The sequence below is a fragment of the Streptomyces iconiensis genome (assembly GCF_028657195.3).
GTDB lineage: Bacteria > Actinomycetota > Actinomycetes > Streptomycetales > Streptomycetaceae > Streptomyces > Streptomyces iconiensis.
In genome coordinates, this window is record NZ_JANCPR020000019.1 from 97,639 (window position 1) to 121,984 (window position 24,346).

Sequence of the window (24,346 nt, forward strand, 5' to 3'; positions counted from 1 at the left end):
CGCCCCGCAGAGTGTCTGTCGGACGGGCGCGGGCACGGTGCTGCCGATCATTGGGTCCGGTCCGGCGTCAGGCGGCCGTATGCCACTTCAGGTAGGTGCGCCGGCGCCGGGCACGGACGAGCCGTTCGTGGAGGAGGGCGACGGCCGGAGAGCGGGGCGTCTTCGACGGCTTGCCCGTAGCCAGGCGGGCGAGCTGCCGCGACGTGGCAGCCTGCACGGCTGCGGCTGCAAGCATTCTGTTCCGGAAGCGGGTGCGGGGCGGGCGGGCCTGTGCGTCGCCGCCGGCAAGCCACTGTCCCGGCAGAGTGGGGTCGATGGCCAGGGCCGTGGCCAGGCCGACCATGGCGACTCCGGAGTCGATCACCTGTTGGGCGACCACGCGTCTACGGATCCCTCCGGTCAGCAACAGTGGCAGCGGCGAGGTGGCGACGAGCCGCTCGGCGAGTTCGAGGAAGTACGCCTCGCGGGCAAGGGTGCGGCCGTCAGCGGGGAAGCCAGCCGTGGCCAGGCTCTCGATGCTGCCGCCGGACAGCTCGACCAGGTCAGCTCCCGTGTCGGCGAGCATCTTGATCACGTCACGTGCGTCGTCGGTGTCGAATCCGCCGCGCTGGAAATCCGCCGAGTTCAGTTTCACTCCGACCGCGAAGCCCGCGCCGACTCGCTCACGGACCGCGCCCGTGACATCGAGCAGCAGGCGGGCGCGGTTGTTCAGGCTGCCGCCCCAGCGGTCGTCACGCCGGTTCACCAGTGGAGAGAGGAACTGGGAGAGCAAGTAGCCGTGGGCGGCGTGGATCTCGACTCCGTCGAAGCCGGCCCGCTGGGCCCGTTGTGCGGTCACGGCGAAGCGTTCCACCGTCTCGTCGATCTCCTGGGCTGTCATCGGCTGGGGCGTCGGATACATGCCGGAGAGGCCGCCGGCGTCGAGCGGCACAGCGGAGGGGGCCCAAGTGGTGCCGGCGAGGTCTTTGGGGACGACGCGCCCAGGGTGGTTGATCTGCATCCAGATCTGCCCGCCTGCCGATCTGCCGGCTGTCGCCCAGCGCTGGAAGGGCTCCAGAGCCGTGCCCTGTTCCAGGACGACGTCGCCCGGCTGGGCAACCGCTCTGCCATCGATCATGACGTGTCCGGTGATCAGGAGCCCGGCACCTCCCGCGGCCCAGCGGCGGTAGAGCGTGGAGAGTGCGTCACCAGGCAGCTGGCCTGGCGCGGCGAGCAACTCTTCCATCGCGGCCTTCGCGATCCTGTTGGGCAGCGGAGCACCGTTGTTCAGGTGCAGCGGCTCATCCAGCGTGGCCATCTCTTCTCCCATGACGTCGACTCCGAGCGGCCCAAGTCGGGCCTTCCATACCGTTGTTCGTCTTCGCGCCGCAGATTGGGGCGTCAAGAGGTGGCGGGGTCGAGGTCGCTTACGTCGTCGAATCCGGCCTTGCGGTTGAGGTTGCCGGTGATGCGGGCGACCGTGGCCCGGGGAAGCAGGCGCGACGCCCAGGTTCCGGCGCGGCTGGAGGCGCGTCCGGGAAAGGAGACGGACCGGCCATGTGCGAAGTCGTCGAGGGTTGCGGCAGCGACGCCGGCGGGGGTGTCCGTGGCCTTCGGGTCCATGGACACGCTCGTGCTGTCGAAGAATCCGGTGTCGGTGGCCCCCGGGTGGGCCGCCATCACGCGTAGGCCGGTATGGCGGACCTCCTCGGCGAGCGCCTCGGTGAACGAGAGCACGAATGCTTTGGTGGCGGCGTAACTGGCCTGGTACGGCATGGGCTGGAAGGCGGCGGTGGAGGCGACGTTGACGATGCCGCCGCGGCCACGTTCGATCATTCCGGTGCCCAGGAGGTGGACCAGACCGACCAGCGCGGTGACGTTCACGTCGACGGACTGAAGGTTGGGTTCGAGGGGACGGCCGAGGAAGGGCCCTACCGACCCCGACCCGGCGTTGTTGACCAAGAGGTCCACGTCCAGGCCGAGTTTCCCGATGGCGTCGACCACCGTCTGCGGGGACCGCCGGTCCGACAGGTCCGCGACGACCACATCGACTCGGACGGAATACGCCTTCCGGATCTGCCCGGCAAGGCTGTTGAGCGCGTCGGCCGAGCGGGCGACCAGGACGAGGTGTGCGCCTCGGGAGGCGAGTTCCCATGCGTAGGCCGCGCCCAACCCTTTCGAAGCGCCGGTGACCACGGCGGTGGTGTTGGTGTAGTCGTGCATGAGCGAGTGCCTTCCTGTTCGGCAGGGCGGCCGGTCCGCGTCGGAGCGGACGGGCCTCGGGAAAGACGGGACGCGGGGAGCTTCCCGCTGCGGCGACGGCCTCGCATCCACAGCGGGAATCAGGCCACTTACTTCGAGGTTCGAAGAAAATAACACTTCGTAGCTCGAAGTAAAAGGTTAGGATGCGGCCATGACGCGAAGCGCCCTTGAGACGGCGGTGGTGGCGAACCACGAGATCTTCATGCAGACCAGCGACCGGATCGAGACCGTCCTGGCCGAACACGGTCTGACGCACGCAACCGCTCACGCGCTCTGGGCGATCGACCCGGCCGAGGCGCCGCCCTCGATGAAGGAATTGGCGAGCCGGCTGTACTGCAACGCACCCAACCTCAGCTTCGTCGTGAACCAGCTCACCGGTCGGGGATTCGTCGAACGTTCCACCGACCCCACCGACCGCCGCTCACGCGTCGTAGCGCTGACGGAGGACGGGCGACGGGTACGGACCGCGGTGATCGAGGCAACACTGGCCCTGAGCCCCTTCGCTCAACTGGACACCGACGACCTGCTCAACCTGGTGGGTCTCCTGGGGAAGGCGCTCAAGCGGACGGCAGGCCCGGCGTGAGAGTCGGCAGACTTCAGGACGTGACAGCCGCCGTTCATGATTTCGCCCCCTTGGCTTCCGTCGCCGCCGGCGGGACCGCGCGTGGACGAGGATCGTCAAGCGGACCCTGAACGGGGTCGGTACGGATGGCCTGATCTCTTGGAAGGTCAACGTCGACTCCACGGTCTGCCGGGCGCACCAGCACCCCTCAGTTCACGCCCGTACTGGTCGTGCCCGTACTGGAGGTGATCCGGTGTACGGGGCGGCGCGCGAAAGGCCGGAGCGAGCCCGGGCGGACGAGGCGTACGACTCTCGCAAGAAACCTTCCCGCCTGCCCAAGTCTTCTGCGGCGCGCACGAGTTCGGGGAAGGCGCGTCCCATGGCCGAGCCGCGCCTGGTCTGGAGGACCCCGGCGCCGGGCCGGGCGAAGACGAGGCAGCGGTAGCCGCCCCACTCGGGCTCGTACGCCAGACCCGGACCGGGTCGGCATCCGCTCGGCGCCGCGACTCAGCGCCGTGCCCTCAGCCCCTCGATGAGCAGGTCAAGGCCGAACTCGAAGAGCCGGGTGAAGTCCGTGCTGGTGAGCGTGGGCAGGCCGGCCTGGAGGTGGGGGTACTTCCCGGCCGCCACCGTATCGGCGAGGACACCCGGGTCCGCCGGGCCGGCGTCTCCCCGCTGGAGGGCGGCCTGCTCCTCCAGGGTGTGACCCACGGTGAAGTTGGCCACGGTGTAAAGCGCACGCGCCGCGTCGTCGTCGGGAAAACCCGCCGCACGCATCACGCCTACCACGGTGTCGGCGAAGCCCAGGATGTTCTCCCCCGTCGAGTGCGTACCGGCGAACACCCGTGCACCATCACGACGGGCGAGCAGGGCCGTGCGCATCGCGCGGGCCAGGGCCGTCAGCCGCTCGCTCCAGTCACCGCCGCACGGTTCGGCGGCGGCATCCGCGACGCCGTCCATCATGCGCTCGGCCATCGCCGTCAGCAGGTCCTGTTTGGTCGCGAAATAGCGGTACAGCGCACCGGCCCGCACCTCCATCGCCTCGGCGAGCTGCCTCATGGTCAGTGCGTCGAGTCCTGACCGGTCCAGCAGGTCGAGGGCTGTCTGCAGGGTGCGCGCACGGTCGAGTCGCGGGGGCCGGCCTCGGCCCGTGCTTGACGGGGAACTCATGGGCCTCACTATAGTGAACCCCGTTCACGTGAACGTTGTTCACAAATAAGAGGGAGGACACCCCATTGGACGTCGACGTGATAGTCGTGGGTGCGGGGCCGACCGGGCTGATGCTCGCCTGCGAGCTGGCGCTGGCTGGTGTGCGGACCCGGATCCTGGAGCGCCGCGCCGAGCCGCAACGGGATTCACGGGCGCTCACGCTGCATCCGCGCAGCCTGGAGCTGATGGATCAGCGCGGGTTGCTCGACCGGTTCCTGTCGCTCGGCCGGACCGTGCCCGGCTGGCACTTCGCCCGGCTCCCCACCCATCTGGACTTCTCCGCGCTGGACTCCCGGCACGGCTACACGCTCTTCCTCGCCCAGGCCCGCACCGAGGCGCTGCTTGAGGAGCGGGCCAGGGAGCTGGGCGTGGAGATCCGGTACGGGCACGAGGTCGTCGCTCTCAGCCAGGACAGCGACGGGGTCGAGGTTCAGGTGCGGGGCCCCCGGGGCGTCGGAACCCACAGCGCCCGGTTCGCTGTCGGATGCGACGGCGGACGCAGCCGGGTGCGGGAGGCTGCCGGGATCGGCTTCCCGGGCACCGACGAGACCTTCACCGGCGTGCTCGGCGACGTGGCCGTGATCGACGGGGACCCTGCGGTCCTCGACGCTGCCCGTGCCCGTGGCGTCCTGGTCGCGCCGCTGGAGGACGGTCTGACCAGGCTGGTCTTCGTGGACCCTGAGCGGATGCGGGTGCCGGCCCGTGAGCCCGTGACCTTGGAGGAGTTCCGCGCGTCCCTGGTCCGGATCTGCGGCTCCGACTGCGGTGTCGCCGAGCCCCGTTGGCTCTCTCGCTTCGGCAACGCCACCCGTCTCGCGGAGAGTTACCGCTCCGGCCGGCTCCTGCTGGCGGGCGACGCGGCCCACATCCACTTCCCCGCGGCAGGCCAGGGACTGAACACAGGCATCCAGGACGCCATGAACCTCGGCTGGAAGCTGGCCGCGGCTGTCAACGGCTGGTCACCGCCCGGGCTGCTGGACAGCTATGACGAGGAGCGCAACCCGGTCGGCCGGGCGGTCACCGAGAACACCGAGGTCCAGACGCTGCTCGCGGAGCTGACACTGGTCCCGCAGTACCAGCGGCCCGGTGCGGCACTCCGCGAACTCTTCGACGAACTCCTGCGCATGGAAGAGGTCAACCGCAGGCTCGCCGCCCAGGTCTCCGCGCTCGGCACCGCCTACCCGCCGGCGAGCCCCGGGGCCGACCCGCTGGTGGGGCGGCGGATGCCCGACATCGGACTGACCGCCACCGCGTCGGAGGCGACGCGGGTCTACGAGCTGCTGCCCGAGGGTCGGTTCGTCCATCTCGATCTCGCCGGCGACCCGGAGCCCGGGGCGGTCACCACGGGCTGGGGGTCACGCGTCACCGCGGTCGCCGTTACGAAGCGGGACGACCACGCGGACCTGGACGGAGTGTGCGAGGTCCTCGTACGCCCAGACGGCCACATCGCCTGGGCCACACGCACCGTCGACATCGCCGCGCGCCGTGCCGAGCGGCACGAAGCGCTGTCCACCTGGGCCGGAACGCCCTCCTGAGTACCGGAAGGTCACCGTCATGTCCGTACAACGCGTCAATCCCCCCGCCGTGCACAGTCCGACCGGGATGATCAGCCAGGTCGTCACCACCGAGAGAGAGCGGCTGGTGCACCTGTCGGGCCAAGTCGCCTGGGACGCCGAAGGCCGGCCCGTCGGGCCCGGTGACCACGGGGCCCAGGCCGCGCAGATCGTCCACAACATCGAGGCGGCCCTCGCGGCGGTCGGCGCCACCCGGGACGACATCGTCAAGGAGACCCTCTACGTCGTGGACTACAGCCCCGCACTGCTGCCCGCGATCTTCGGGCCACTGCGAGAAGGTGTCACCCTGGCCCCCGCGAGCACACTGGTGGCTGTGCCCGCCCTCTTCGCACCGGAATACCTGCTGGAGGTCGAGGTGGTCGCGGCGCCGCGAGCGGCGCGCACGGCACCGGACCCGGCAGCAGGGGACTCATGAGCCCGGTGCCAGCCACCGGCCTCGCCCAGCAGCAGCTGAACGCGCGGAGTTGGGGGCGGTGTTCGCGCGGGTTGCACGGCGGACCGGGGCTTACTCGGCCACGGTAGCGAGGCCGGGGCACTCATCTACGCCGTACGGAACCGGTCCTGCTCCACCTCGGTGACCAGCCCGGCACCCAGCAGCCTGTGCAAGTGCTGGACCGCCGTCCTGCGCTCGACCGGCCCCACCTGCGGACCCTCGACGTGGGGCCGGTACACCAGCCGGTGCTCGACGATGTCCTCGACGGTCCGCGGCTCGCCGAGGAACGCCAGAAGCTCAGCGTCCCGTTTCTCCACCACGCCGGCGAACGCGTCGAGCCGCCGTCGGAACTCCGCCGCCCCCTCGATGACGCCCTTCTGATGGGACGTGCCGTACCAGCGCGCGCCGATCTCCCGGCAGCGGCGCATCGACGCCTCGAAGGCCGCGAGATCGCTGCCGGTATCGCCGTAGTACGGCCCGAAGGAGGTCAAGTCGATGTCCGCGACGAACAGGAAGCCGTCCGGCTCGATCAGGAAGCCGCTGTGGCCCGCCGTGTGGCCGGGAAGGTGTACGACCGTCACCGTGCGCCCGCCCAGGTCGAAGACGGTACCGTCGGCAAGTCCCTTCGCGTCCGGCCGCCCGCGTACGTGGAATTGATCCCGCAGCACCGCGTCGGCCGCCTCGGCCGCCTCCGGCGGCAGGCCGAACCCGGCGACCAGTGCCTCGCAGGAGCGCAGCCCGTCGAGGTCGGCCTCATGGACGTGGACCGGCACGTCGTAGCTGCCGAGCCCGGCGATGTGGTCCTCGTGCGCGTGGCTGACCAGGACGGCGTCGGCGGGCGGCGCACCGTCGACGAGCGACAGGGAGGGGTCCACGACCAGCGACTCGGTCGTGCCCCGTACGAGCAGCGAATTGCCGTACGGGTAGGCCCCGTTGTTGGCGCCGACCAGCACGCTGACCTCGCCGTACTCCACCGCCGCGTATCCGGTGGTGTGCGTTTCCATGATGTCTGCTTCCTTCGATCGGACTTACGGTCCGGGGTTCACATCGCGTGCGGTACCGGAGAGTTGAAGACAGATGCGGGGCGACCGTTGGTCGACGAAGCATCCGGGTGGGGTTCGCGACGGCCCGGTCGAAGGCGTCGCGGCACTGGGCCGGCTGCGCCGCGTCGAGGCAGTCCTCCACATCAAGGCAGTCCTTCGAGTGGACGGCGCCGTCGTTCCGGAACGTTTCCCGCACCGGCTCGTCCATCACCCTCCTCCCTCATGCCCGTCCCGCGGTGGTGAGTTGAGAGCACGGTAGGGCGCCCTCCAATTAAACACAACAGTCGTTACGAGAAAGGTGCGGGGGCCTCACGAGGCATCGAACAGGGAGACCGACGGGTGAGCGACGAGGGCGACGAGGGCGACGAGGACGAGGAAGGCGGAGCCGAGCAGAGTGCCCTCAGCCGGGCCCGCCACCGCTGGTTCGGCGCCGACCCCTCCGCTCACCGGCGGGTCCTGCGCCACACCGGAGAACGGGAGCCCTCATCAGCCCGGAATCGGCCACTCGTCCACCGGGCAGCTGATCCGCCCCGTCCGTGCGACACCGCCGAGGCCCACGGTCACCGCGCGGGCGGACCGTCGATCGGCGTAGGTGCCTCATCGTGTGCGTCCCATGGCGAGTGCGGTCATCCATCGCCAGTTCAGGGGAGAACTCGGCGCCTTTGTCCCGGGGCGGGTGCGGGGGACGAGGACGCGCAGGGCTCGCCGGCGCACGGTGCAGAGGACGGGGGTGGGCAACGTGAGTGCCTCACCGTCGACCGCGACAGGGATGTTCTCGGCCTCGGCTGAGATTTCCGCTCGGCGTGCCGTCAGGAAGTTGAGCGCCGGCGAGCGCTCTTCGCGCAGGGCCACGTCGGCCACCTGGACCGCGTCCTCCACCCGCACGCCGATGATTCCGAGCTTGCCCCCGTCGAGCCGGGTCCGCAGACTCGCGGCCGTGAGATCTGGGGTGGCGTAGGCGTTGTTGCTGACGAGGACCGCCTGCTGCCCGGCGAGCTGTCGCTCACCGGCGGTCACTTGCAGGCGTCGGTCCTTCTCCCCGAGCAGGTCGGGCAGGAGACCGAAGGCGGTTTCCGACTTCGCGTCGCGGTACTCGGGGCGCTGGACGATGTCCGCGTACACCCCGAACGACACGGTGTTGACGAAGGGCCGCCCGTTGACCGAGCCCAGGTCGACGCGGAGTTCTTCGCCGTCGGTCAGCGCGTCGAGGCAACGGGCCGGATCCGTACGGTCGAGGCCGAGGTCCATGGCGAAGTGGTTGCGCGTTCCTGCCGAGATCACCAGGAACGGGAGATCGTGTTCGACTGCCACCGCCGCGACCAGCGCCTGAGTGCCGTCGCCGCCCGCCACCCCCAGCAGATCGGCGCCCTCGGCCACGGCCCCGCGCGCCAGCGCCTCCACGTCAGGGCCGCCGCCCTGTGTGTCGAGCAGGTGTACCTGGGCGCCCATCTGTTCCGCCTGCCCCACCAGCCCGAAGCGGCCGACCTTTCCACCGCCCGACTCCGGGTTCATGATCAGTACGGGCCGCCGGGGCGCCGGCCCGGTCCTGCCGCGCATCACGTACGCCTCCCCGGTGGCGCGCAGGGCGGCCCGCGCACAGATCAGAGCCACGCCGTACAGCGCGAGGGCCAGGAGTTCGTGGCCCCACACGTCTTCCCGGATCCAGTGGAGAAGCGCTCCGAGTGGTGCCCCGACCGCAAGGAGCGCACCGAGCAGCCGGAGCGGGCCACGGCGGGCGCCCAGCCACCACAGCCCCACGGCGGAGACGACAATGCCGCCGAGCCCGCTCAGGAAGATCAGCGGGCCGGCCTCCACCAGCGCCAGGAGCAGGACGCCGAGTGCGGCAGCCAGTGCCAGAAGAGCGCAGCGGGCCAGGAGCCGCGCCGTTCCCCACCTGCCTCCGGATGCGCCCACCGCCACCACCTCCGGGTCCCAGCCTCTCCCACCCGGTACGCTCCGGCGCTCCGGGCCGCGCCGAGCGGGAGACGCTCCCGGCCGGCTGTCAGCCGCGCGGTGCGGAGGCGAAGGTCCTCGGTAGCGCGGACATGTCCCGCAACTTCGCGAGAGCGACGCCCGCCCCCTCTGGCATCCGCTGACGCGCGAGGGCCTCCGCCGCCCTTCCCCGAACGGGGTCGGCAGCACCCCAGGACTGAGACGCCGCAGGCCAACGGCTCATCGTGCCGCGCCCGTTCACCCAAAACCCGAGGGGCTGCGGGCGAAGCAGGCCCGGCACCGGCGTGCCACGGTCACGCGCATCCGCCGGACGGGCGGCACCGTCCTCCCGTCCGTGGCCGCCCGGTTCAGGCGGGGAGCGGCATGCCCGCGGCGTGGAACAGTCGGTCGCGGGAGGCCGCCGCCTCGTCGAAGACGGCGTCGCCGCCCTTCAGTACGCCGTTCTCCTTGAGGACGTCACCGGCCACCATGACCAGGTCGACGTTGCCGGCGTGCCCGCCGGCGACGATCGTGGCGGCGGCGTCCGTGGCGGGCAGCATGTTGGCGTGGTCGAGGCGGATCATGACGAGGTCGGCCGCCTTGCCGGGGGTCAGGCTGCCGGTGCGGTCGTCGATCCCCGCCGCGCGAGCGCCTTCGATGGTCGCGAAGGACAGCAGGTCGGCGGCATCGAACGTGGGCAGGCCGGGGACACGGTCCATCGGACCGGCAGCGCCGGCGAGGATCAACTGCTGATAGGCGAGCGTCGCGCGCATGACGCCGAACATGTCGCCGCTCACGATCGTCTCGGTGTCCACGCTCAGGCTCGGGCGGACACCGGCGGCCAGCAGCCGGTTGGTGGCGGGCTGGCCGAGGCCCGGCATGAAGACCTCCAGGGCGCCGGCCACGGACGCGGTGGCGCCGCGCGCGGCCAGCATCCTGAGCTCCTCGTCGGTCGACGTGCACAGGTGGATGAACGTCATGTCCGAGGCCAGCAGCCCCGACTCCTCAAGTTGCCGGACGGCCTGCTGCTTCGCCCCCCACTCGCCGAGCCCCACGTGCATGCTGATGCGCAGGTCCAGTTCCCTGGCGAGCCGGATGTCCCGCTCGGCCACATCGGCGGTGGACAGCTCGGGGCCGCGGAGCATCGCGTTCAGCGTGACCCGTGCCGAGTCGTCGGACAGGACCTCGTTGCGGATGCGCCGGATGTCTTCGGGGTGCGTACGGTCACTGCCGAACTGCCACTGTTCGGCCTCCGTGGACGGCCACCCGTGGTCGAAGACGGCCCGGATGCCCGACTCCCAGTGCGCCGCGATCGCCGCGTCCGAGTGCTCGGGACTGTTGCTGATGTGGGACTCGTCCCGCACCGTCGTCACCCCCGAGTCGAGGGACATCAGGTCCGCCGCCAGGTTGCCGGTGTGCACGTCGCGGGGGTCGAAGTGCTGGCCGAGGCCGATCTGCACCTGGTTGCGGTATTCCTGGTAGGTCCAGGCGGGGCCCAGGTTGCGCAGCGCGCCCTGCCAGTTGTGGCGGTGGGTGTCGATGAAGCCGGGCAGCACGGCGTTGCCTGTGCCGTCGATGATCCGGGCCCGGTCGTCGGACAGGTCCCGGCCGACTTCGGTGATCCTGCCGTCGGCGACGAGCACGTCACCCACCAGGGTGCCGAGCTCCTCGTCCTGCGTCATCAGATACGCACCCTTGATCAGAATGCGGTCCTTGTTCCGGGCCTCATTGGGCTGGTCGGTCTGGTCGATCTGGTTGGGCTGGTCGGTCTGGCCGTGAGACATCTTTCGTTCCTTTCGTGCCATGTACGGCACTGTTCTGTCCGTGGGCGAAGGGGTGATCACTGCCCGGTCGTGCCACGCGGTCGCCGGGAGGCGATCCAGACGGCGGCGAAGGTGAGCAACGCGCCGGCGATGGTGAGGACGGAGGGAGACTGGCCGCCGGAGGGGGCCAGGAAGTCCAGGGCGATCGAACTGGCCAGTTGTCCCGCGATCGAGGCCATGCTGAGCAGCAGGACACCGATGCGGCGTACGAGGAGCGCCGAGGCGCCGATGAACACCACGCCGCACAGGCCACCGAGGTAGACCCACCAACTGGTGGGCAGCGGGTGCCCCGACGTCCCCTGGAAGAGGGTCTTCACGCCCCAGGCGGCGACGAGAAACACCGCTCCGACACAGAAGTTGAGCCAGGTCGCCGCGAGGGGCGAGCCCGACGCGGCGGCCGACGCCCCGTTCAGGGCCTGCTGCACGCCGAGCAGGAAGCCGGCGGCTATCGCGGCGAGGGCCGGCAGGACGATCTCGACGGGTGCCGGGGTGTCGGTGAAGCGGGGCAGGGCGGAGACGACCGCGGCTACCAGGATGACGGCCGCTCCCGTGAGCCGCGCCGCGACCGGGCGTTGCCGCAGACCGCCGCCGATGCCCCGGGCGTCCACGATCAGCCCGGCGAGGGTCTGGCCTGCGATGGCCGACACGGTGAACACGGCGATACCGGTGACCAGCGCGGCGGTCGACTGAGCCAGGGCGAACGTGCCACCGAGTACACCGGCCAGCAGATAGCGGCGGGGAAACCGGCCTTCGCGGGCTGCCCCGACCAGGCGGCCCAGCGCACCGCGCAGTCCTCGGGAGAAGAGCGCGAGGACGGACAGCAGCACGAGCCCGCCGGTGAAACTGATGGCCGCAGCGGCGATGCCATCGTCGAGGCGATGACTGAGCTCGCCGTTCAGACGGGCCTGTACCGGTACCACCATGCCGGCGGCGATGGCCGCCGCGACGGCCAGGTAGCCGCCGCGCTGAACGGCCGGGCGGGAGTGCCCCGGCGGCTGAGGACCGGGCCCGGCGGTACGGCGGCCCGGTTCGGGCGGTGCGGTGGGAGTGCTCATGTCGATTCCTTCAAGCGGCAAAAGGGGTGCGCCCGGAGCGGGCCGGTCGTCCCGGCGGGGCGCGGTCCCGGTCAGAAGTCCGTGTTCGCGATGTCGTCGAGGATCGAAGGACCCTTCGGCGACCAGCCGAGCACCCGTCGGGCGGTGTCGCCCGCGGCCTGCTGGTCGAGCAGCAGGGCCTCGCCGAGCAGGCCCAGCCGGTCCAGCGTCTGCACGACCGGCTCGGACTCGACCCGTCCGGCCAGGCCGACGGTGCGGCTCACCGCTTCGCTGATCTCCCGCACGGTGGGGTTCACGCCGCCGGTGCCGAGGAAGTAGGAACCGGCCGGTGCCTTCTCCAGCGCGAGTACGTACAGCTCGGCCAGGTCGTCCACGTGTACGGTGCTCCAGTGCTGGTCACCGGGGCCGACCATGGTGAGCGCCGGAGTCTTTCCGGCACCTCGCGGACCGGCGGCGACGAGGTTGAGCAGGCCGCCGCCATGGCCGTGGACCACCGCCGGGGCGACCACCGAGGTGCGGACGCCCCGCGCCTCGCGTACGCGCTGGGCGAGCGGCACCCGCCAGGCGGCCAGCCGCGGGGCGTTCATGGCGGTCGACTCGGTGATCGCCGAACCGCTGCCGTGCACCCAGATGCCGGTGGTGTGCACGAACGGCCGGTCCGTGTTCCGCAGCGCGCGCAGGAAGCTCGCGACGGCGGTCTCGTCGACGGCCGCGCTGGTCTCGTCACCCGGCGAGGCCACATGGATCACGCCGTCCCGCACGGCCGCGAGTTCCTCCAGGGTGTGGCCGTCGGACAGGTCGGCGATCACCGGCTCCGCGCCCTTGGCCCGCACCGGCTCGGCCTTTTCGGCGGAGCGGACCACGGCGGCCACCTCATGTCCCCCGGAGATGAGCCGGTCGAGCACCGCGGCCCCGATGTAGCCGGTGCCGCCGGTGAGCAGTACGCGCATGATGGATCTCTTTCGTTGACGTTCCGTGGGCGGGGCGTCGGCCCGCAAGACAACGGTCGTTTCCCCCGGCTATCGTGTCCAACGAATGTTCCCGAATACGCGATCGCCAGCACCGATTAATCAGGAGTGGGTGTGGACCAGAGACGGCTGGAGTACTTCCTCACGGTCGCCGAGGAGCTGAACTTCACGCGGGCGGCCGAGCGGCTGCACGTCACGCAGTCCACGCTCTCGGCCGGTATCAAGGCCCTGGAGCAGGAGCTGAGAGCCGAACTGCTGCTCCGCTCCACGCGGTCGGTACGGCTGACGGAGGCCGGTTCGGCGTTCCTGCCCGAAGCGCGCACCGCGATCGAGTCCCTCGACCGGGCCCGGGCCGCCGTGGAGCCGCTCGCCAAGGGCTTGCGCGGCAGCCTCACCGTGGGCGTACTCAGCGGGCTGACCGTGATCGACGTGCCCGCCCTGGCGGGCGACTTCCACCGGCGCCACCCCGAGGTCCGGCTGCGCACCGAGACCTCGCAGCGCGGTACCTCCGGGCTGATCGAGAAGATCAAGGAGTCGCACATCGACGTGGCCTTCGTGGGCGCCAACCTCAAGGACGACCAGCTCAGGACGATGGCCATCAAGAAGTACGACATCCAACTGCTGGTCCCCGCCGACCACCGCCTGTCCGGCCGGAAGAGCGTGCGAGTGCGGGACATCGCCGACGAGTCCTTCGTCGACATGCCCGCGGGCTTCGGCCAACGCCAGCTCGTGGACGACGCGTTCACCAGGGCGGAGCTGTCCCGCCGTGTGCTGATCGAGGTCTCCGACATCACGACGATCGCGGACTACGTGGCACACGGCCTGGGCGTGGCGCTGCTCCCCCCGGACTTCGCGGAGCCGGCCGGGGACGCGGTGCGGGTCGTCCCTCTCGTGGACGCCCGTCTCTCCTGGACGCTCAGCGTGGTCGCCTCGGCAACCCGCCCGCCGACCCGCGCACTGCACGCCTTCCTCGACCTCATCCCGCACCACATCCACCGCGACCGCGTGTTCTGAAGCGACGAACACCCCCGGGCTCGCACGGACGGGAGGCGCACTCCCGACCGAGGCTCCGCTGAAAGCACCCCGTCACGTCCGGCAACCCTGTTGGTGCCGGCGCTACTTCGGCGTACTGGAGCTGCCTGAGCCGGTGTCTGACCGCGCGGGTGATCTCGCTGAGGTCTGCGGCGGCGAGGTTTTCGCTGTCACGCTCGGCCAGCGGCCAGCGGCCAAACACCCTCGCTCGGGTTCAGATCCGGTAGCCCGGGATGATGCGCAGGGAGAACACCGACCCGGATGCCCCCGAAGCCGGATGGGCCCTGTCATCAGGCGGAGCCGGTTCCCGCCGCCGAGTGGGAGCACTCTCGCAAGGCGCCTCGTCACAATTTCTCTGAGCTGCGGTGATGTCCCACAGACCGGAGCTGGTGGCGGTCTACCGGCCTGGCCCGCGGCCCGGGATCGCGGTTGCTGACCAGATCACTCCGTTACGGGAATGCACTCATCGAGCAGGTCGACGACGTCGCGCCAGGCTCGCTGCGCGTGCTGTGGGTGGTAGCCGACGCCGGGGACCATGGGGTGGTCGACCGGCGGATGGTGGAAGGCGTGCAAGGCGCCGCCGTAGACCGCGAGGCGCCAGTCGACGCCCGCGGCCTGCATCTCAGCGGTGAACGCGCTCCGTTGCGCGGGCGACATGATCGGGTCTTCCGACCCGACCCCGGCCCACACCGGGCAGCGAATGTGCACCGCCTCGCCCGGTCGGCCCGTGGTAGTTGCGTTGACTGTCCCGATCGCGCGCAGGTTGACGCCGTCGCGCCCGAGTTCCAGCGCGATGGCGCCCCCAGTGCCGTAGCCGACGGCGGCTATACGGTCAGGATCGGTCCGCGGTTCGGTGCGTAACACGTCGAGCGCCGCGTGGCCGATGGCTCGCATCCGGTCGGGGTCGTCGAGCAGCGGCATGCAACGGGCCAGCATCTCCTCGGGGTCGGCCAGATAGCGCCCACCGTGAAGGTCGAAGGCCAGCGCTACGTATCCCAGCTCGGCGAGGGCATCGGCCCTGCGGCGCTCGACGTCGCTGAGCCCCGTGCCCTCTGGTCCGAGCAGCACCGCGGGCCGGTGGTCGACACCGGCCGGGAGCGCGAGGTGCCCGATCATCGTCAACCCGTCGGCCGGGTACTCGACCGTACGCGTCGTAATCGTTGTCATGGGTCTGGACTGTAGTGATCGTCGAGCCCGGTCCGGCCGGTGTTCCGCCGCCGGCAGAACAACCCGGGTATCCCAAATACGGCGATGGCGCACAAGCGTCACAACCCGATGGACCCATTCCGCCCCGAATGGACTCCTTCCGCCCCGAGCGGCAGGACCGCTACCGGCCGAAGGACCGCAAGCGCATCCCGCGGCGGATTCCGGACGAGCTGTTCAACGCGCTGTTCGCCGGGCTGAAGTATCACCGCGACCGGGCCCTGCTCGGCTTCTGGGTCTCCGCCGGCGCCCGGGCTGAGGAACTGCTTACGCGCTGCGAGAAGGGTGTCCTTCCCGGCCGGCGGCTCATCGCCAGAATGCTGAGCGCCGACGCGTTCCCGATCGAACAGCTGGCGAAATGCCAGTCCAGCTCATGGACGTGGCTGGACCCGGCAGGATTTCCAGAGGGAGATTCGAGCACCTGTGCTCGCGACAGTGTCGACCCCGCGCTACACGGGGCGAAGAACAGGGTCGATCCCGGCCAGGATTTCGTGCAGCTGACGAGCCCCCAGAGCCGCGCGGTCGTCAGGGTCCCGCAACAGCTGCTCGCACAGCTGCATCGCGTCGTCCCGGTCCTTGGAGAAGACGCTGAACACATCGAGGATTGCGGTGTGGATCCAATCGCTGTGGTTCGAGTCAGCGACTGCCAGCGCTGAGGCAACGACCGCCAACCCGATTTTGTCCTTTCGCCGGAGCACGGCTTCCGCAGTCACCCGGGTGACGAAGGTGTCACCGGGGTCGAGTACGAGGTCCAGCAGTGGCCCGACGGCCTCCTGCCTCTCGGCGAAGCCTGCCAGCCCGTGACCGGCATCCGCCCGGTCACGGTAGTCGTGACTTCGCCCGAGCTCTCGCAGCGCCATGACCGCTTCATACCGCCGATCTCTGTCCACCTGCTCACCCACCCCTCCCGCGATGTGCGGTCAAGTACCACCAAGGCACCCTCATATGATCGCCGGGACAAACCCCAACGTTCGTTCCGGCGGATCAAGACGTCAAAGGCTCCATGACACGTACCGCACCTTGACGGAACAGGTCCGGTGTCTCTACGGAGACGAATTCGGACCGACGCCAGAGTGCGACCTCGACCATAGGGAGCACCACTCGTCGAGGAACTGACTCTCGCTGACGCGGATTCAATCCTCGCCCTCCTCGACGAGCTCGGTCCGTTCGGTCGAACTGGGCCTGATTGACCGCTCCCTGACCTGCCGGTCCCCCATGGCCCGAAGGCCACCTCCGGGCGCTGCAGCAGGTCACAAGCCGTCAGGGCCCTCACGGTTTCGTCGGCCGCGAGGTCGCGGATGCTGTCCACTTTCTCCCGCACCGTGACCGGCGGGCCGTCGACCAAGCCCGCGGCCCGCTTGACCGCATTCCCGCTCCACTGGCACCGACCCGTGCGCTCGTTCACCGGCGGGGCCCTGGCTCTGCTCGAACGCATCCGGCGCGGACGTCAGTATCCGGTGCACCCCGAACAACACGCCCTCCTGCCGCTGTTCGTCAGGCCATCGCCCCGTTACCCAGCGATACGTGCGGACCGTCTGGACCGTGTGGAAGGACGCCCCGATCTCCTCAGTGAAAGTCCTGAGCGAGGCTTCCACGCTCAGCGTTTCCTCGTCCTCGATATCCTCGATGGGCTGGTGCCCGCCGTGACCGCGTAACGGCTCACTCTCCAGAGCCATGTCGCCCACCGCGAACCGGCACCGGGCCACCGCGTGTACCAGCCCCACCCACTCCGTCACCAGCTCCTCGAACCGGTCGCGCGGCACGTTGCCGATCGTCTGGCCACGGCACTCACCCCCAAGGGCTGAATCTCCGGTGCCTTGGGGCGCCGCCCGGTGGAAGGAAGACCCACCCGCTCCGGAGTCAGCCGTTCGCGTCGGGTACGCAAGAAGTCGCCGAGCTCACGGCTGATCACAGGGGATGCGGTCTCCATCCTGTTCCACCCGCGAACTGTGAGCCAGGTGCTGTCAGTACCTGCATAAACAGGCTCCTGGTAACAGGATGAGCCCACCACCAGCATGGACTGATGACCACAACACCTACCCCACCGTCCCTACGTTCTGAGAGCGACGACAAGAACGCCGGCGCCCCGGCGCCCCCATCGAGCACTCAGGCGACCACGCCCCCGACGCTGGGCACGGCCGGGCTCCTCACCACGCTGACGGCCCTGCTGCTGTCGGTGGTGAGTTTCGCCGCGGCCGGCATCGCCGTGCCCGACATCGGTGCCTCACTGCGCGCCTCAGCAGCCGAACAGTCGCTGGTGGTGTCCATATACGCCCTGGGCTTCGCTGTGCCGATGGTCATCGGTGGCCGGCTCGGAGATCTGTACGGGAGACGCAGACTCTTCCTCATCGGCATGGCGGGCTTCACCGCGTTCTCACTGCTGGCGACCGCCGCCCCGAACATCACCGTGCTGCTGGTTGCTCGCGCGCTCATGGGTGTCTCCGCGGCGGCGATGGTCCCTCAGGTGCTGGCGACGATCACGGCGTCGACCCAGGGACGGGAACGCGCCAGGGCAGTTGCCCTGTTCGGCGCGACCGCGGGCGGTGCCACGGCCGTCGGCCAGGTCCTCGGCGGCGTACTGCTGTCTGTCCCCCTGCTTGGCGCCCCCTGGCGCATGGTCTTCGCGGTGAACGTTCTCCTGGGCGTTCTGGCGTTCATGGCCGCCCTGCGCTGGATGCCGAGCACCAGCTCGCCGGGCCACCGTTCGCTCGACCTGATCGGCACGGTACTTCTCGGATCCGCACTGCTCGCGCTGCTGCTCCCGCTGTCCCAGGGAGGGGCACTGGGCTGGCCCGCATGGTGCTGGGCGCTGCTGGTGGCGGCCCCGGTACTGTTCGCCGCGTTCTGGAGGTGGCAGCTCCGGCTGCACCGCGACGACCGTGTACCCCTTGTGCCGCCGCCCCTGTTCCGGTTGAGGTCGTACCGGCTCGGCCTGGTGATGGCGCTGATGCTCCAGTCCGCGTTCGGCGCGTTCACGTTCCTCTACGCGCTGTCCACACAGACCGGCCTCGGGTGGTCCCCGATGCGCGCGGCGCTGGTGCTGCTGCCTTTCGCCCTGTGCTTCCTCGTCGTGTCGATCTGGTCGGGAAGGCTGGCTCCCCGCTTCGGGTTCCGCCGGCTGCTGACGATCGGCGGAGTTGTCCAGGCAGTACTGCTGACAGTGACCGCGGCATGCGTCTTCTCGCAGGGTGCCGAGCTGAGCTCGTGGACACTCGGCGCTCTGCTGGTCGGCGTCGGCGTCGGCCAGGCACTCATGTTCGGGCCTTTGGTCGGCGCGATGATCACCGACGTGCCGCCGGCTTCGGCAGGAGCGGCATCCGGGGTGCTGCAAACCACTCAGCAGGCCGCGATGGGCCTCGGCGTGGCCGTGACCGGCGGGCTTCTCGGCGCGGCGATGGCCAGCTCGTCAGCCCCAGTCGCTGAGGCTTACACGACAGCACTCGCGATCTGTCTTGTTGTCCAGGCCGCCTTCGCAGTCATCTTCGCCGCCTGTGCCCTCGCACTGCCCAAGCGCTGACACGTCAGAACGCGGAATGGGCGTCCAGCGCCGTACCAGGACGCTGGACGCCCACCCGATGACGTAGTCAAGTCAAGGAACAGCGGCTGCGGTCCTGGGCTCGGCCGCCAGCCGCAGGCCGACCTCAACGAGGGTCCAGCCGAGGCGGGTACGAAGGCCCCGGCGGCGCCGGTCCGCGGAGACGAGACGGTACGCGTCGGCTTCGGCGCGGAGTTCGGCGGCGCGGGCATGGTGCAGGACGAGGTGGGTCTCGGGGTGGGTCTCCGGGTGCATCGGGCTGCGCCCTTTCAATCCGCTCCCAGGTCTTCCAGCAACCCACCCCTCGGCCGCTCTCCCCCTGCCCCTGCCGGTCAGGGTGGCGGCGCGCGCTGTCTGCCGCCTGCGGGAATTCAGGTGGCCTCAGCGAACGATCTCGGTAGGGTCGGGCAATGCCCGAGCTGGAGCGGCTGCATGCCGGCCACGCACCGGCGGTCCTGGCCTTCGAGCTGGCGAACCGCACCTACTTCGCTGCGTCGGTCTCCGACCGCGGCGACGACTTCTTCGACCAGTTCACCGACCGGTACAACGCCTCGCTGGCCGAGCAGGAGGCCGGCATCTGCGCCTTCTACGTGCTTGTCGCGGAGGACGGCTCGGTGCTCGGCAGGTTCAACCTGTACGACTTGGAGGATGGCACTGCCAGACTCGGCTACCGGGTCGCGGAGCGGGCCGCCGGCCGCGGCGTGGCAACCGCGACCGTCCGGAAGCTGTGCCGGATGGCGCCCGCGACGCACGGCCTGCGCACGCTGCGGGCGGCCACCTCCCACGACAACGCCGCGTCCCAGAAAGTCTTGACCAGGGCCCGGTTCGTCCCGGTTGGCTCTGCCGTCCCGGCCGATCTCGGCGGCAAGTCAGGCACTTGGTATCAGCGCGATCTCCAGCCGTAGAACTTGACCTTGCTCGTGGGTCGGCTGCTGGAAGGCTGCGGCCACCGCTGATCATCGGCGTGGGAAGACTGACGGATCTTGCGATGGCCGCCGGTCACAGCGTGGACCCTGCTCGCCGCAGGAAGCGTTCGAGGGCCTGATGAGCCGGGTAGCCGGCCGGTTCGCCCGGGATGAACTCCGGTGCCGGGCACGGGAGCTGATGATGCGAATGCTGTCGGAGCTGCCACGCAAAGACTGTTGGAGCGTCGCCGAGTGGGCCGGAGAGGCCACCCCGGGTGGCATGCAGCACCCGCTCGCCCGGGCCTGATGGGATGCCCCGGACCCCACGGGATGCCGACGCCCTGCGCGATGACGTGCCCGAATACGTCCTGGAGCATCCACGCGACGAAGGTGCAGCGCTGGTGGTCGACGAGACCGGGGACGTGAAGAAGGGCACGAACACTGTCGGCGTCCAGTGCCGGCGCCAGCGCACCGGCACCCCCGGCAGGATCGGAAACGCGCAAGTCGCTGTCTCCCTCGTCCACGCGGGGCTGCGTGAACACGCAGCGATGGGCCCGGAGTTGCACATACCACACTCCCGTCTTCGCGACCCAGCCGGAGCCGGCCGCCCGCATGACCGGCCGGTTTCTCGATGCGGGGCACCGCGCCGGCTGAGTTGTCGCGGCTGTCGAGGTCTACGGCGGCAGCCCAAAGCCGTGCTCCGCAAGCTGCGCTCTGCGCTGGAAGAGCGCCAGGCCGGCTACGTACTCCCGTCGCCTGCTCACATGAAGCCACCACCGGCGCGCGGAAGTTCCGCCGGCAAGTCCGAACCGGAGCCCTGACCAGCGGACAGCAGCCGCACGCCGTCTGGGCACAATGACCAACGAACCCGAGCAGGAAGGCCCGACACCGTGGACCTGGACGAGATGTTCGGCGAAGGCTGGTGCGTAGCACTCGCCTCCCGCCCGCTCGCCGAAACCCTCCGCCTCATGGGCGTCGCCAACCCCGTCCCCTGCCCCGAGGGCGTGGACCAAGCCGCACACTTCCTCCAAGAGCACCAGGGTGAAGGCGCCTTCGTCCTCGGCCGCGACATGGCCGGCGGCTGGGCCCTCACCATCGAATTCGAAAGCTGGATCGGCTTCGATGACGATGTCCTGCGCACCCTCGCCACTGACGGCCGCACCGCCATCAGCGCCTATCGCGACCCCGACACGAAGACGGCCACCATCGCCCATGACGGCGCCGTACTCGGCCGCCTCGACCTGTCCGGCGGCTACTTCGACGGCCCCTCCGGCAGCGTGGACGCCGCCCACCCCGTCGTTCGCTCCCTCACCGCGGCCGGCTTCGACGCCTCCCCCGACTGTGAACCCACCGGCGAAGCCGCCACCGAAGAGCCCGAAGGCTGCCTCATCCTCGCCGTACGCGTCCTGACCGGCATCACCCTCACCGCAGCCGACTTCGAGGCCCCCTGGACCGGTGGCCTCTCCCGCCCCGCCCTCTCACCGGGCCAAGCCTCGTGAAGGCGAGGTAGGGCGCGGAGAAGACCGATGAGTTGTTGGGCCGTTCCGTTCGGATCACCGAGCGGGCCGGAGGAAGATGCCCGCAATGTGCAGTCGGCCAGGTAGATGGTCGCGGTCTTCTCGTCACGGGTGCTGATTCCGCCCGGTTCGGATCCTCGTAGGCGCCGGCCTGGGCCATGAGGGCGGTGAACACCCGTTCCCAGATGCCGCCGACAGCCCACACCCGCAGCCGGTTGCAGGCACCTCTCAGCTGCCGTACTTCTCGGGCGGGTGCGCCCGCTGCGACCGGTCCGGGACTTCCAGGCGATCGCGTCGATCGCCTCACGTCACGGTGGTCCCCTCACGGGCGCCCCGCATCGGTGCTCGGTAACTAATTCAGGAAATAACGGCTCGATCCGCGCCCACCGCGCGCCAGCCAACGGCACACCCGGGCCGGCGTTCTGACGACCGGAACGAAACAGCCGAGGTCAGTGAGATCCGTCGGCTGGTTGCTCAGCCCTCGTCCGCCGCCGGTCCGGCCGGCCTGGGAGTGGTCTCGCTGATGACGCCGGCGAGGCGGTGCAGCTGTGCGGCGAGTACGTGCCGCTCCTGCGGAGTGAACTGCGACAGAGCCGCGTACTGGCGTGCGCGCAGCTGGGCCTGCATGACGGCGAGGTGTTCGGCGCCTTCCTGGGTGAGGCGGATGAGGACCTGGCGCTCGTCCTGCGGTGAGCGGCGCCGGGTGACCACGTTCTTGCCCTCCAGCTGCTTGAGCATGCGGGTGGCGGTGGGCACGCTGACCTCGGCGTGAGCGGCCAGGCGGCCGACGGGCAGGCCCTCATCGCCGGCGCCCTCGGCGAGGGGGGTGAGCAGGGCCAGCTGAGCCAGGGACAGGCCGGCGGCGTACTGGCCGACGGTGGCGGCCCGCGAGCGCCGCATCGCGTAGAAGAGCCGGTCGGCGGCCTGGGCCAGATCTTCGACGCCGGGCTCCCCGGGCAGGCCAGGGGCGCTGCCGGTCTCGGATTTGCCTGCTTCTCGCATGACCGTTAGCTTACTGAAGAGAAATCATTAGCAAGCTAACTGTTAGAGAGCAAGGTAAATGTCCTTTCCCGCTCGCATCGACGTCCACCAGCACATCGTTCCGCCGGTCTGGGGCGAGACCCTCGCCGCGCAGGGCCTCGACTCCGGCGGCTGGGCCGTCCCGGACTGGAGCCCGAAGAGCGCGATCGCGATGATGGACCAGCAGGGCATCGCCACCGGCGTCCTGTCCGTCACCGCTCCAGGCGTCCACCTCGGCGACGACGCGCAGGCCCGGGATCTCGCGCGTGCGGTGAACGAGTACGGCGCCGAGGTCGTCAAGGACACCCCGGACCGCTTCGGCCACTTCGCCAGCATCCCGCTGCCCGACGTCGACGCCGCCGTGGCGGAGGCCGTCCACGCGCTGGACAACCTGCACGCCGACGGCGTCGTACTGATGTCCAACGCCCGTGGCCGCTATCTCGGCGACCCGGACTTCGAGCCGCTGTGGGCCGAACTCGACCGCCGGGGCGCAAACGTCTTCGTCCACCCTGCCCAGCCCCCGATGGACCTGCTCCCTGGCACCCCCGCGCCGCTCGCCGACTACGTCTTCGACACCACACGCAGCGCCCTCAACCTGGTGCTGAACGGCGTTATGAACCGCTGGCCGAACGTGCGGGTGATCCTCTCTCACGGCGGCGGCTTCCTCCCCTACGCCGCGTATCGCTTCACCGGCCTGACCTCCACCGTCGTCGACCGCGAGCGCAAGGCCGAGGACATCCTGCGCGACCTGAAGCGGTTTTACTTCGACACCGCCCTGTCCGCCAGCCCCAGCGCCCTACCCGCTCTGCTCGCCTTCGCCGCACCAGGCCACGTCCTCTACGGCAGCGACTGGCCCTTCGCTCCGCAGGAGGCCGGCAGCTACTACGACCACTTCCTCGACACCTACCCGGACTTCACCTCCGGCCAGGCAGAAGCCATCGACCGCAAGAGCGCCGAGACCCTCTTCCCCCGCCTCGCCCACTGACCCCACGGACAGGCACCGCGAAACCGCTACGGGTCGGGCAACGCCTTGAGCCGGGTCGGACGGTGATCGAGTTTCCCGGTCGCCGAGCCGCGCTCACCGATGAGCGGCAAGCACTGCCGCGAGGCCCTCTCGCAGGTCTTTGACGAAATACCCGGGAACCTCCAGCGACGGGAAATGACCCCCGCTTTCGGGTGTCCGCCATCGGACGATCTGTCGGTACCGCTCCTGCGCCCAGGGGCGCGGGCACTTCTCGACGTCGCGCGGATACATGGTGAGTGCCGACGGGACGTCGACCCGGAGTTCGGGGTCCAGCGAGTTGTGGCTTTCGTAGTAGATACGGGCCGCCGATGCGCCGGTCCGCGTCAGCCAATACAGGGTGACGTCGTCGAGAACGCGGTCTCTGGAAATCGTCTCGAACGGGCTGTCGTTGGTATCCGACCACTCGGCGAACTTGTCAAGGACCCAGGCAAGAAGCCCGACCGGTGAGTCGACGAGCGAGTAGCCGATGGTCTGCGGCCGGGTCGCCTGCTGCTTCGCGTACGCCGCGCGGTGGCGCCAGAAATCGCGGGTTTCCTCGGTCCACTTGCGCTCGACCGCCGTCAGCCCGTCCGTTGTCAACCCGGGCGGTCCCTCCGCGAACGTTGTGTGGATGCCGAGAACGTGCGCCGGGAATCTGCCGCCGAGCAGCGTGGTGATATTGCCTCCCCAATCGCCGCCGTGGGCTGCGAACGTGCTGTAGCCGAGCCTTTCCATCAGCTCCACCCATGCAGCCGCGATCTTTTCGGTTCCCCATCCGGTGGTGGCCGGCTTGTCGCTGTAGCCGAAGCCGGGCAACGACGGGACCACGACGTGGAACGCCGGCGCGTCTGCTTCTTTCGGGTCCGCCAGTTCGTCCACCACATCGACGAACCGGGCGATGCTGTCCGGCCAACCGTGCGTCAAGAGCAGAGGGGTGGCGTCCGGGCGCGCGGATCGGCGGTGCAGGAAGTGGATTCCCAGATCATCAATGGTCGTGCGGAACTGGCCGATCTGGTTGAGCCGGTCTTCGAACGTCCGCCAGTTGTACCCGGTGCGCCAGTAGTTCACGACCTCGACGAGGTCGGCGAGCGGAACCCCTGTTCCCATCGGCGAGGACCGGGCTCGGCGCCACAGACCGTCTCGGCCTCCGGCAGCCGCGCCGCGGCCAGTCGCGCGCGCAGATCGTCGAGGTCGGCGTCGGTCGCGTGGGCTTCAAATGCTTGCACGTCGCTGGTGAGACGGGGCATGAGACCTCCTGGCCATCGTGGAACCGGCTAAGGCGGTTCTAGCA

General features: G+C 69.9%; 22 protein-coding genes and 3 pseudogenes. 10 read left to right on the plus strand and 15 right to left on the minus strand.

What is annotated here, in order from left to right; all coding sequences use genetic code 11:
* Positions 1–67: 67 nt before the first annotated feature.
* Both NMN56_RS20170 and NMN56_RS20175 read right to left on the minus strand, forming a co-directional pair.
* The gene (locus NMN56_RS20170; protein WP_280842875.1) at positions 68–1,297 is read right to left on the minus strand and encodes an NADH:flavin oxidoreductase/NADH oxidase family protein; all 1,230 of its coding nucleotides are present in this window, start codon (positions 1,295–1,297) and stop codon (positions 68–70) included.
* A gap of 83 nt (positions 1,298–1,380) precedes the next feature.
* Positions 1,381–2,202, minus strand: a complete 822-nt coding sequence (locus tag NMN56_RS20175; RefSeq protein ID WP_274045879.1) for an SDR family NAD(P)-dependent oxidoreductase — start codon at positions 2,200–2,202, stop codon at positions 1,381–1,383.
* Between the two features lie 190 nt (positions 2,203–2,392).
* On the opposite strand from NMN56_RS20175, the gene NMN56_RS20180 reads away from it, so the two are divergent.
* A complete protein-coding gene (locus tag NMN56_RS20180; protein ID WP_274045878.1) occupies positions 2,393–2,824 on the plus strand; it encodes a MarR family winged helix-turn-helix transcriptional regulator in 432 nt (143 codons plus the stop codon).
* A gap of 486 nt (positions 2,825–3,310) precedes the next feature.
* Here NMN56_RS20180 and NMN56_RS20185 read toward each other — a convergent pair whose 3' ends face one another.
* Entirely contained in the window at positions 3,311–3,973 is a 663-nt protein-coding gene (locus NMN56_RS20185) for a TetR/AcrR family transcriptional regulator (protein ID WP_274045877.1), read from the minus strand.
* Positions 3,974–4,038: 65 nt separating this feature from the next.
* Between NMN56_RS20185 and NMN56_RS20190 the strand changes: the two genes are divergently transcribed.
* Both NMN56_RS20190 and NMN56_RS20195 read left to right on the plus strand, forming a co-directional pair.
* On the plus strand, positions 4,039–5,547 hold the full coding sequence (locus tag NMN56_RS20190; protein WP_274045876.1) for a monooxygenase: 1,509 nt from the start codon (positions 4,039–4,041) through the stop codon (positions 5,545–5,547).
* Positions 5,548–5,566: 19 nt separating this feature from the next.
* Positions 5,567–6,001 (plus strand): RidA family protein, encoded by a 435-nt coding sequence (locus tag NMN56_RS20195; RefSeq protein WP_274045875.1) that lies wholly within the window; start codon positions 5,567–5,569, stop codon positions 5,999–6,001.
* 125 nt (positions 6,002–6,126) lie between these two features.
* On the opposite strand, the gene NMN56_RS20200 is transcribed toward NMN56_RS20195, so the two are convergent.
* From NMN56_RS20200 to NMN56_RS20225, 6 genes are all read right to left on the minus strand, one after another.
* Complete coding sequence (locus NMN56_RS20200) at positions 6,127–7,023, minus strand: MBL fold metallo-hydrolase (protein ID WP_274045874.1); 897 nt, start codon at positions 7,021–7,023, stop codon at positions 6,127–6,129.
* A 348-nt stretch (positions 7,024–7,371) separates the two neighbouring features.
* Positions 7,372–7,509 carry a hypothetical protein gene (locus tag NMN56_RS20205; protein WP_274045873.1) on the minus strand — a complete coding sequence of 46 codons (138 nt, stop codon included), beginning with the start codon at positions 7,507–7,509 and terminating at the stop codon, positions 7,372–7,374.
* A 150-nt stretch (positions 7,510–7,659) separates the two neighbouring features.
* Positions 7,660–8,976, minus strand: a complete 1,317-nt coding sequence (locus NMN56_RS20210) for a diacylglycerol/lipid kinase family protein (RefSeq protein WP_274045872.1) — start codon at positions 8,974–8,976, stop codon at positions 7,660–7,662.
* 386 nt (positions 8,977–9,362) lie between these two features.
* On the minus strand, positions 9,363–10,778 hold the full coding sequence (locus NMN56_RS20215; protein ID WP_274045871.1) for an amidohydrolase family protein: 1,416 nt from the start codon (positions 10,776–10,778) through the stop codon (positions 9,363–9,365).
* Between the two features lie 56 nt (positions 10,779–10,834).
* Positions 10,835–11,872, minus strand: coding sequence for a DMT family transporter (locus NMN56_RS20220; RefSeq protein ID WP_274045870.1), 1,038 nt, complete (start codon positions 11,870–11,872; stop codon positions 10,835–10,837).
* 71 nt (positions 11,873–11,943) lie between these two features.
* Positions 11,944–12,822 carry an NAD-dependent epimerase/dehydratase family protein gene (locus NMN56_RS20225; RefSeq protein ID WP_274045869.1) on the minus strand — a complete coding sequence of 293 codons (879 nt, stop codon included), beginning with the start codon at positions 12,820–12,822 and terminating at the stop codon, positions 11,944–11,946.
* Between the two features lie 132 nt (positions 12,823–12,954).
* On the opposite strand from NMN56_RS20225, the gene NMN56_RS20230 reads away from it, so the two are divergent.
* Entirely contained in the window at positions 12,955–13,854 is a 900-nt protein-coding gene (locus tag NMN56_RS20230; RefSeq protein ID WP_274045868.1) for a LysR family transcriptional regulator, read from the plus strand.
* A gap of 112 nt (positions 13,855–13,966) precedes the next feature.
* On the opposite strand, the pseudogene NMN56_RS43275 reads toward NMN56_RS20230, so the two are convergent.
* Both NMN56_RS43275 and NMN56_RS20235 read right to left on the minus strand, forming a co-directional pair.
* Positions 13,967–14,096 (minus strand): annotated as a pseudogene (locus NMN56_RS43275) (IS630 family transposase); the annotation flags it as partial.
* 217 nt (positions 14,097–14,313) lie between these two features.
* On the minus strand, positions 14,314–15,039 hold the full coding sequence (locus NMN56_RS20235; RefSeq protein ID WP_274045867.1) for a dienelactone hydrolase family protein: 726 nt from the start codon (positions 15,037–15,039) through the stop codon (positions 14,314–14,316).
* Between the two features lie 128 nt (positions 15,040–15,167).
* Here NMN56_RS20235 and NMN56_RS20240 point away from each other — a divergent pair, with 128 nt between their 5' ends.
* Positions 15,168–15,731 (plus strand): hypothetical protein, encoded by a 564-nt coding sequence (locus tag NMN56_RS20240; RefSeq protein ID WP_274045866.1) that lies wholly within the window; start codon positions 15,168–15,170, stop codon positions 15,729–15,731.
* 53 nt (positions 15,732–15,784) lie between these two features.
* Here the strand turns inward: NMN56_RS20240 and NMN56_RS43280 are convergent, their stop codons facing one another.
* Complete coding sequence (locus tag NMN56_RS43280) at positions 15,785–16,510, minus strand: DUF6192 family protein (RefSeq protein WP_430542648.1); 726 nt, start codon at positions 16,508–16,510, stop codon at positions 15,785–15,787.
* Positions 16,511–17,098: 588 nt separating this feature from the next.
* Between NMN56_RS43280 and NMN56_RS20245 the strand changes: the two genes are divergently transcribed.
* On the plus strand, positions 17,099–18,592 hold the full coding sequence (locus NMN56_RS20245) for an MFS transporter (protein ID WP_274045864.1): 1,494 nt from the start codon (positions 17,099–17,101) through the stop codon (positions 18,590–18,592).
* A 72-nt stretch (positions 18,593–18,664) separates the two neighbouring features.
* On the opposite strand, the gene NMN56_RS20250 is transcribed toward NMN56_RS20245, so the two are convergent.
* The gene (locus NMN56_RS20250) at positions 18,665–18,865 is read right to left on the minus strand and encodes a hypothetical protein (protein ID WP_274045863.1); all 201 of its coding nucleotides are present in this window, start codon (positions 18,863–18,865) and stop codon (positions 18,665–18,667) included.
* A 155-nt stretch (positions 18,866–19,020) separates the two neighbouring features.
* Here NMN56_RS20250 and NMN56_RS20255 point away from each other — a divergent pair, with 155 nt between their 5' ends.
* From NMN56_RS20255 to NMN56_RS20265, 3 genes and pseudogenes are all read left to right on the plus strand, one after another.
* Complete coding sequence (locus tag NMN56_RS20255; protein ID WP_274045862.1) at positions 19,021–19,515, plus strand: GNAT family N-acetyltransferase; 495 nt, start codon at positions 19,021–19,023, stop codon at positions 19,513–19,515.
* Positions 19,516–19,654: 139 nt separating this feature from the next.
* Positions 19,655–20,311: pseudogene (locus tag NMN56_RS20260) on the plus strand (transposase); the annotation flags it as partial.
* Positions 20,312–20,405: 94 nt separating this feature from the next.
* Positions 20,406–21,014, plus strand: coding sequence for a DUF6461 domain-containing protein (locus tag NMN56_RS20265; protein ID WP_274045861.1), 609 nt, complete (start codon positions 20,406–20,408; stop codon positions 21,012–21,014).
* Positions 21,015–21,506: 492 nt separating this feature from the next.
* Here NMN56_RS20265 and NMN56_RS20270 read toward each other — a convergent pair whose 3' ends face one another.
* Positions 21,507–22,034 carry a MarR family winged helix-turn-helix transcriptional regulator gene (locus NMN56_RS20270; RefSeq protein WP_274045860.1) on the minus strand — a complete coding sequence of 176 codons (528 nt, stop codon included), beginning with the start codon at positions 22,032–22,034 and terminating at the stop codon, positions 21,507–21,509.
* Positions 22,035–22,092: 58 nt separating this feature from the next.
* Here NMN56_RS20270 and NMN56_RS20275 point away from each other — a divergent pair, with 58 nt between their 5' ends.
* Positions 22,093–23,037, plus strand: coding sequence for an amidohydrolase family protein (locus NMN56_RS20275; RefSeq protein ID WP_274045859.1), 945 nt, complete (start codon positions 22,093–22,095; stop codon positions 23,035–23,037).
* A 93-nt stretch (positions 23,038–23,130) separates the two neighbouring features.
* Here NMN56_RS20275 and NMN56_RS20280 read toward each other — a convergent pair.
* Positions 23,131–24,302: pseudogene (locus tag NMN56_RS20280) on the minus strand (epoxide hydrolase family protein).
* Positions 24,303–24,346 lie beyond the last annotated feature (44 nt).

Bases quoted from the DNA above. Each gene is read 5' to 3' on its own strand.
- NMN56_RS20170 (WP_280842875.1), bottom strand. From the start codon at position 1,297: ATGGCCACGCTGGATGAGCCGCTGCACCTGAACAACGGTGCTCCGCTG.
- NMN56_RS20175 (WP_274045879.1), bottom strand. From the start codon at position 2,202: ATGCACGACTACACCAACACCACCGCCGTGGTCACCGGCGCTTCGAAA.
- NMN56_RS20180 (WP_274045878.1), top strand. From the start codon at position 2,393: ATGACGCGAAGCGCCCTTGAGACGGCGGTGGTGGCGAACCACGAGATC.
- NMN56_RS20185 (WP_274045877.1), bottom strand. From the start codon at position 3,973: ATGAGTTCCCCGTCAAGCACGGGCCGAGGCCGGCCCCCGCGACTCGAC.
- NMN56_RS20195 (WP_274045875.1), top strand. From the start codon at position 5,567: ATGTCCGTACAACGCGTCAATCCCCCCGCCGTGCACAGTCCGACCGGG.
- NMN56_RS20200 (WP_274045874.1), bottom strand. From the start codon at position 7,023: ATGGAAACGCACACCACCGGATACGCGGCGGTGGAGTACGGCGAGGTC.
- NMN56_RS20215 (WP_274045871.1), bottom strand. From the start codon at position 10,778: ATGTCTCACGGCCAGACCGACCAGCCCAACCAGATCGACCAGACCGAC.
- NMN56_RS20220 (WP_274045870.1), bottom strand. From the start codon at position 11,872: ATGAGCACTCCCACCGCACCGCCCGAACCGGGCCGCCGTACCGCCGGG.
- NMN56_RS20225 (WP_274045869.1), bottom strand. From the start codon at position 12,822: ATGCGCGTACTGCTCACCGGCGGCACCGGCTACATCGGGGCCGCGGTG.
- NMN56_RS20235 (WP_274045867.1), bottom strand. From the start codon at position 15,039: ATGACAACGATTACGACGCGTACGGTCGAGTACCCGGCCGACGGGTTG.
- NMN56_RS20240 (WP_274045866.1), top strand. From the start codon at position 15,168: ATGGACTCCTTCCGCCCCGAGCGGCAGGACCGCTACCGGCCGAAGGAC.
- NMN56_RS43280 (WP_430542648.1), bottom strand. From the start codon at position 16,510: ATGCGTTCGAGCAGAGCCAGGGCCCCGCCGGTGAACGAGCGCACGGGT.
- NMN56_RS20245 (WP_274045864.1), top strand. From the start codon at position 17,099: ATGACCACAACACCTACCCCACCGTCCCTACGTTCTGAGAGCGACGAC.
- NMN56_RS20250 (WP_274045863.1), bottom strand. From the start codon at position 18,865: ATGCACCCGGAGACCCACCCCGAGACCCACCTCGTCCTGCACCATGCC.
- NMN56_RS20255 (WP_274045862.1), top strand. From the start codon at position 19,021: ATGCCCGAGCTGGAGCGGCTGCATGCCGGCCACGCACCGGCGGTCCTG.
- NMN56_RS20270 (WP_274045860.1), bottom strand. From the start codon at position 22,034: ATGCGAGAAGCAGGCAAATCCGAGACCGGCAGCGCCCCTGGCCTGCCC.
- NMN56_RS20275 (WP_274045859.1), top strand. From the start codon at position 22,093: ATGTCCTTTCCCGCTCGCATCGACGTCCACCAGCACATCGTTCCGCCG.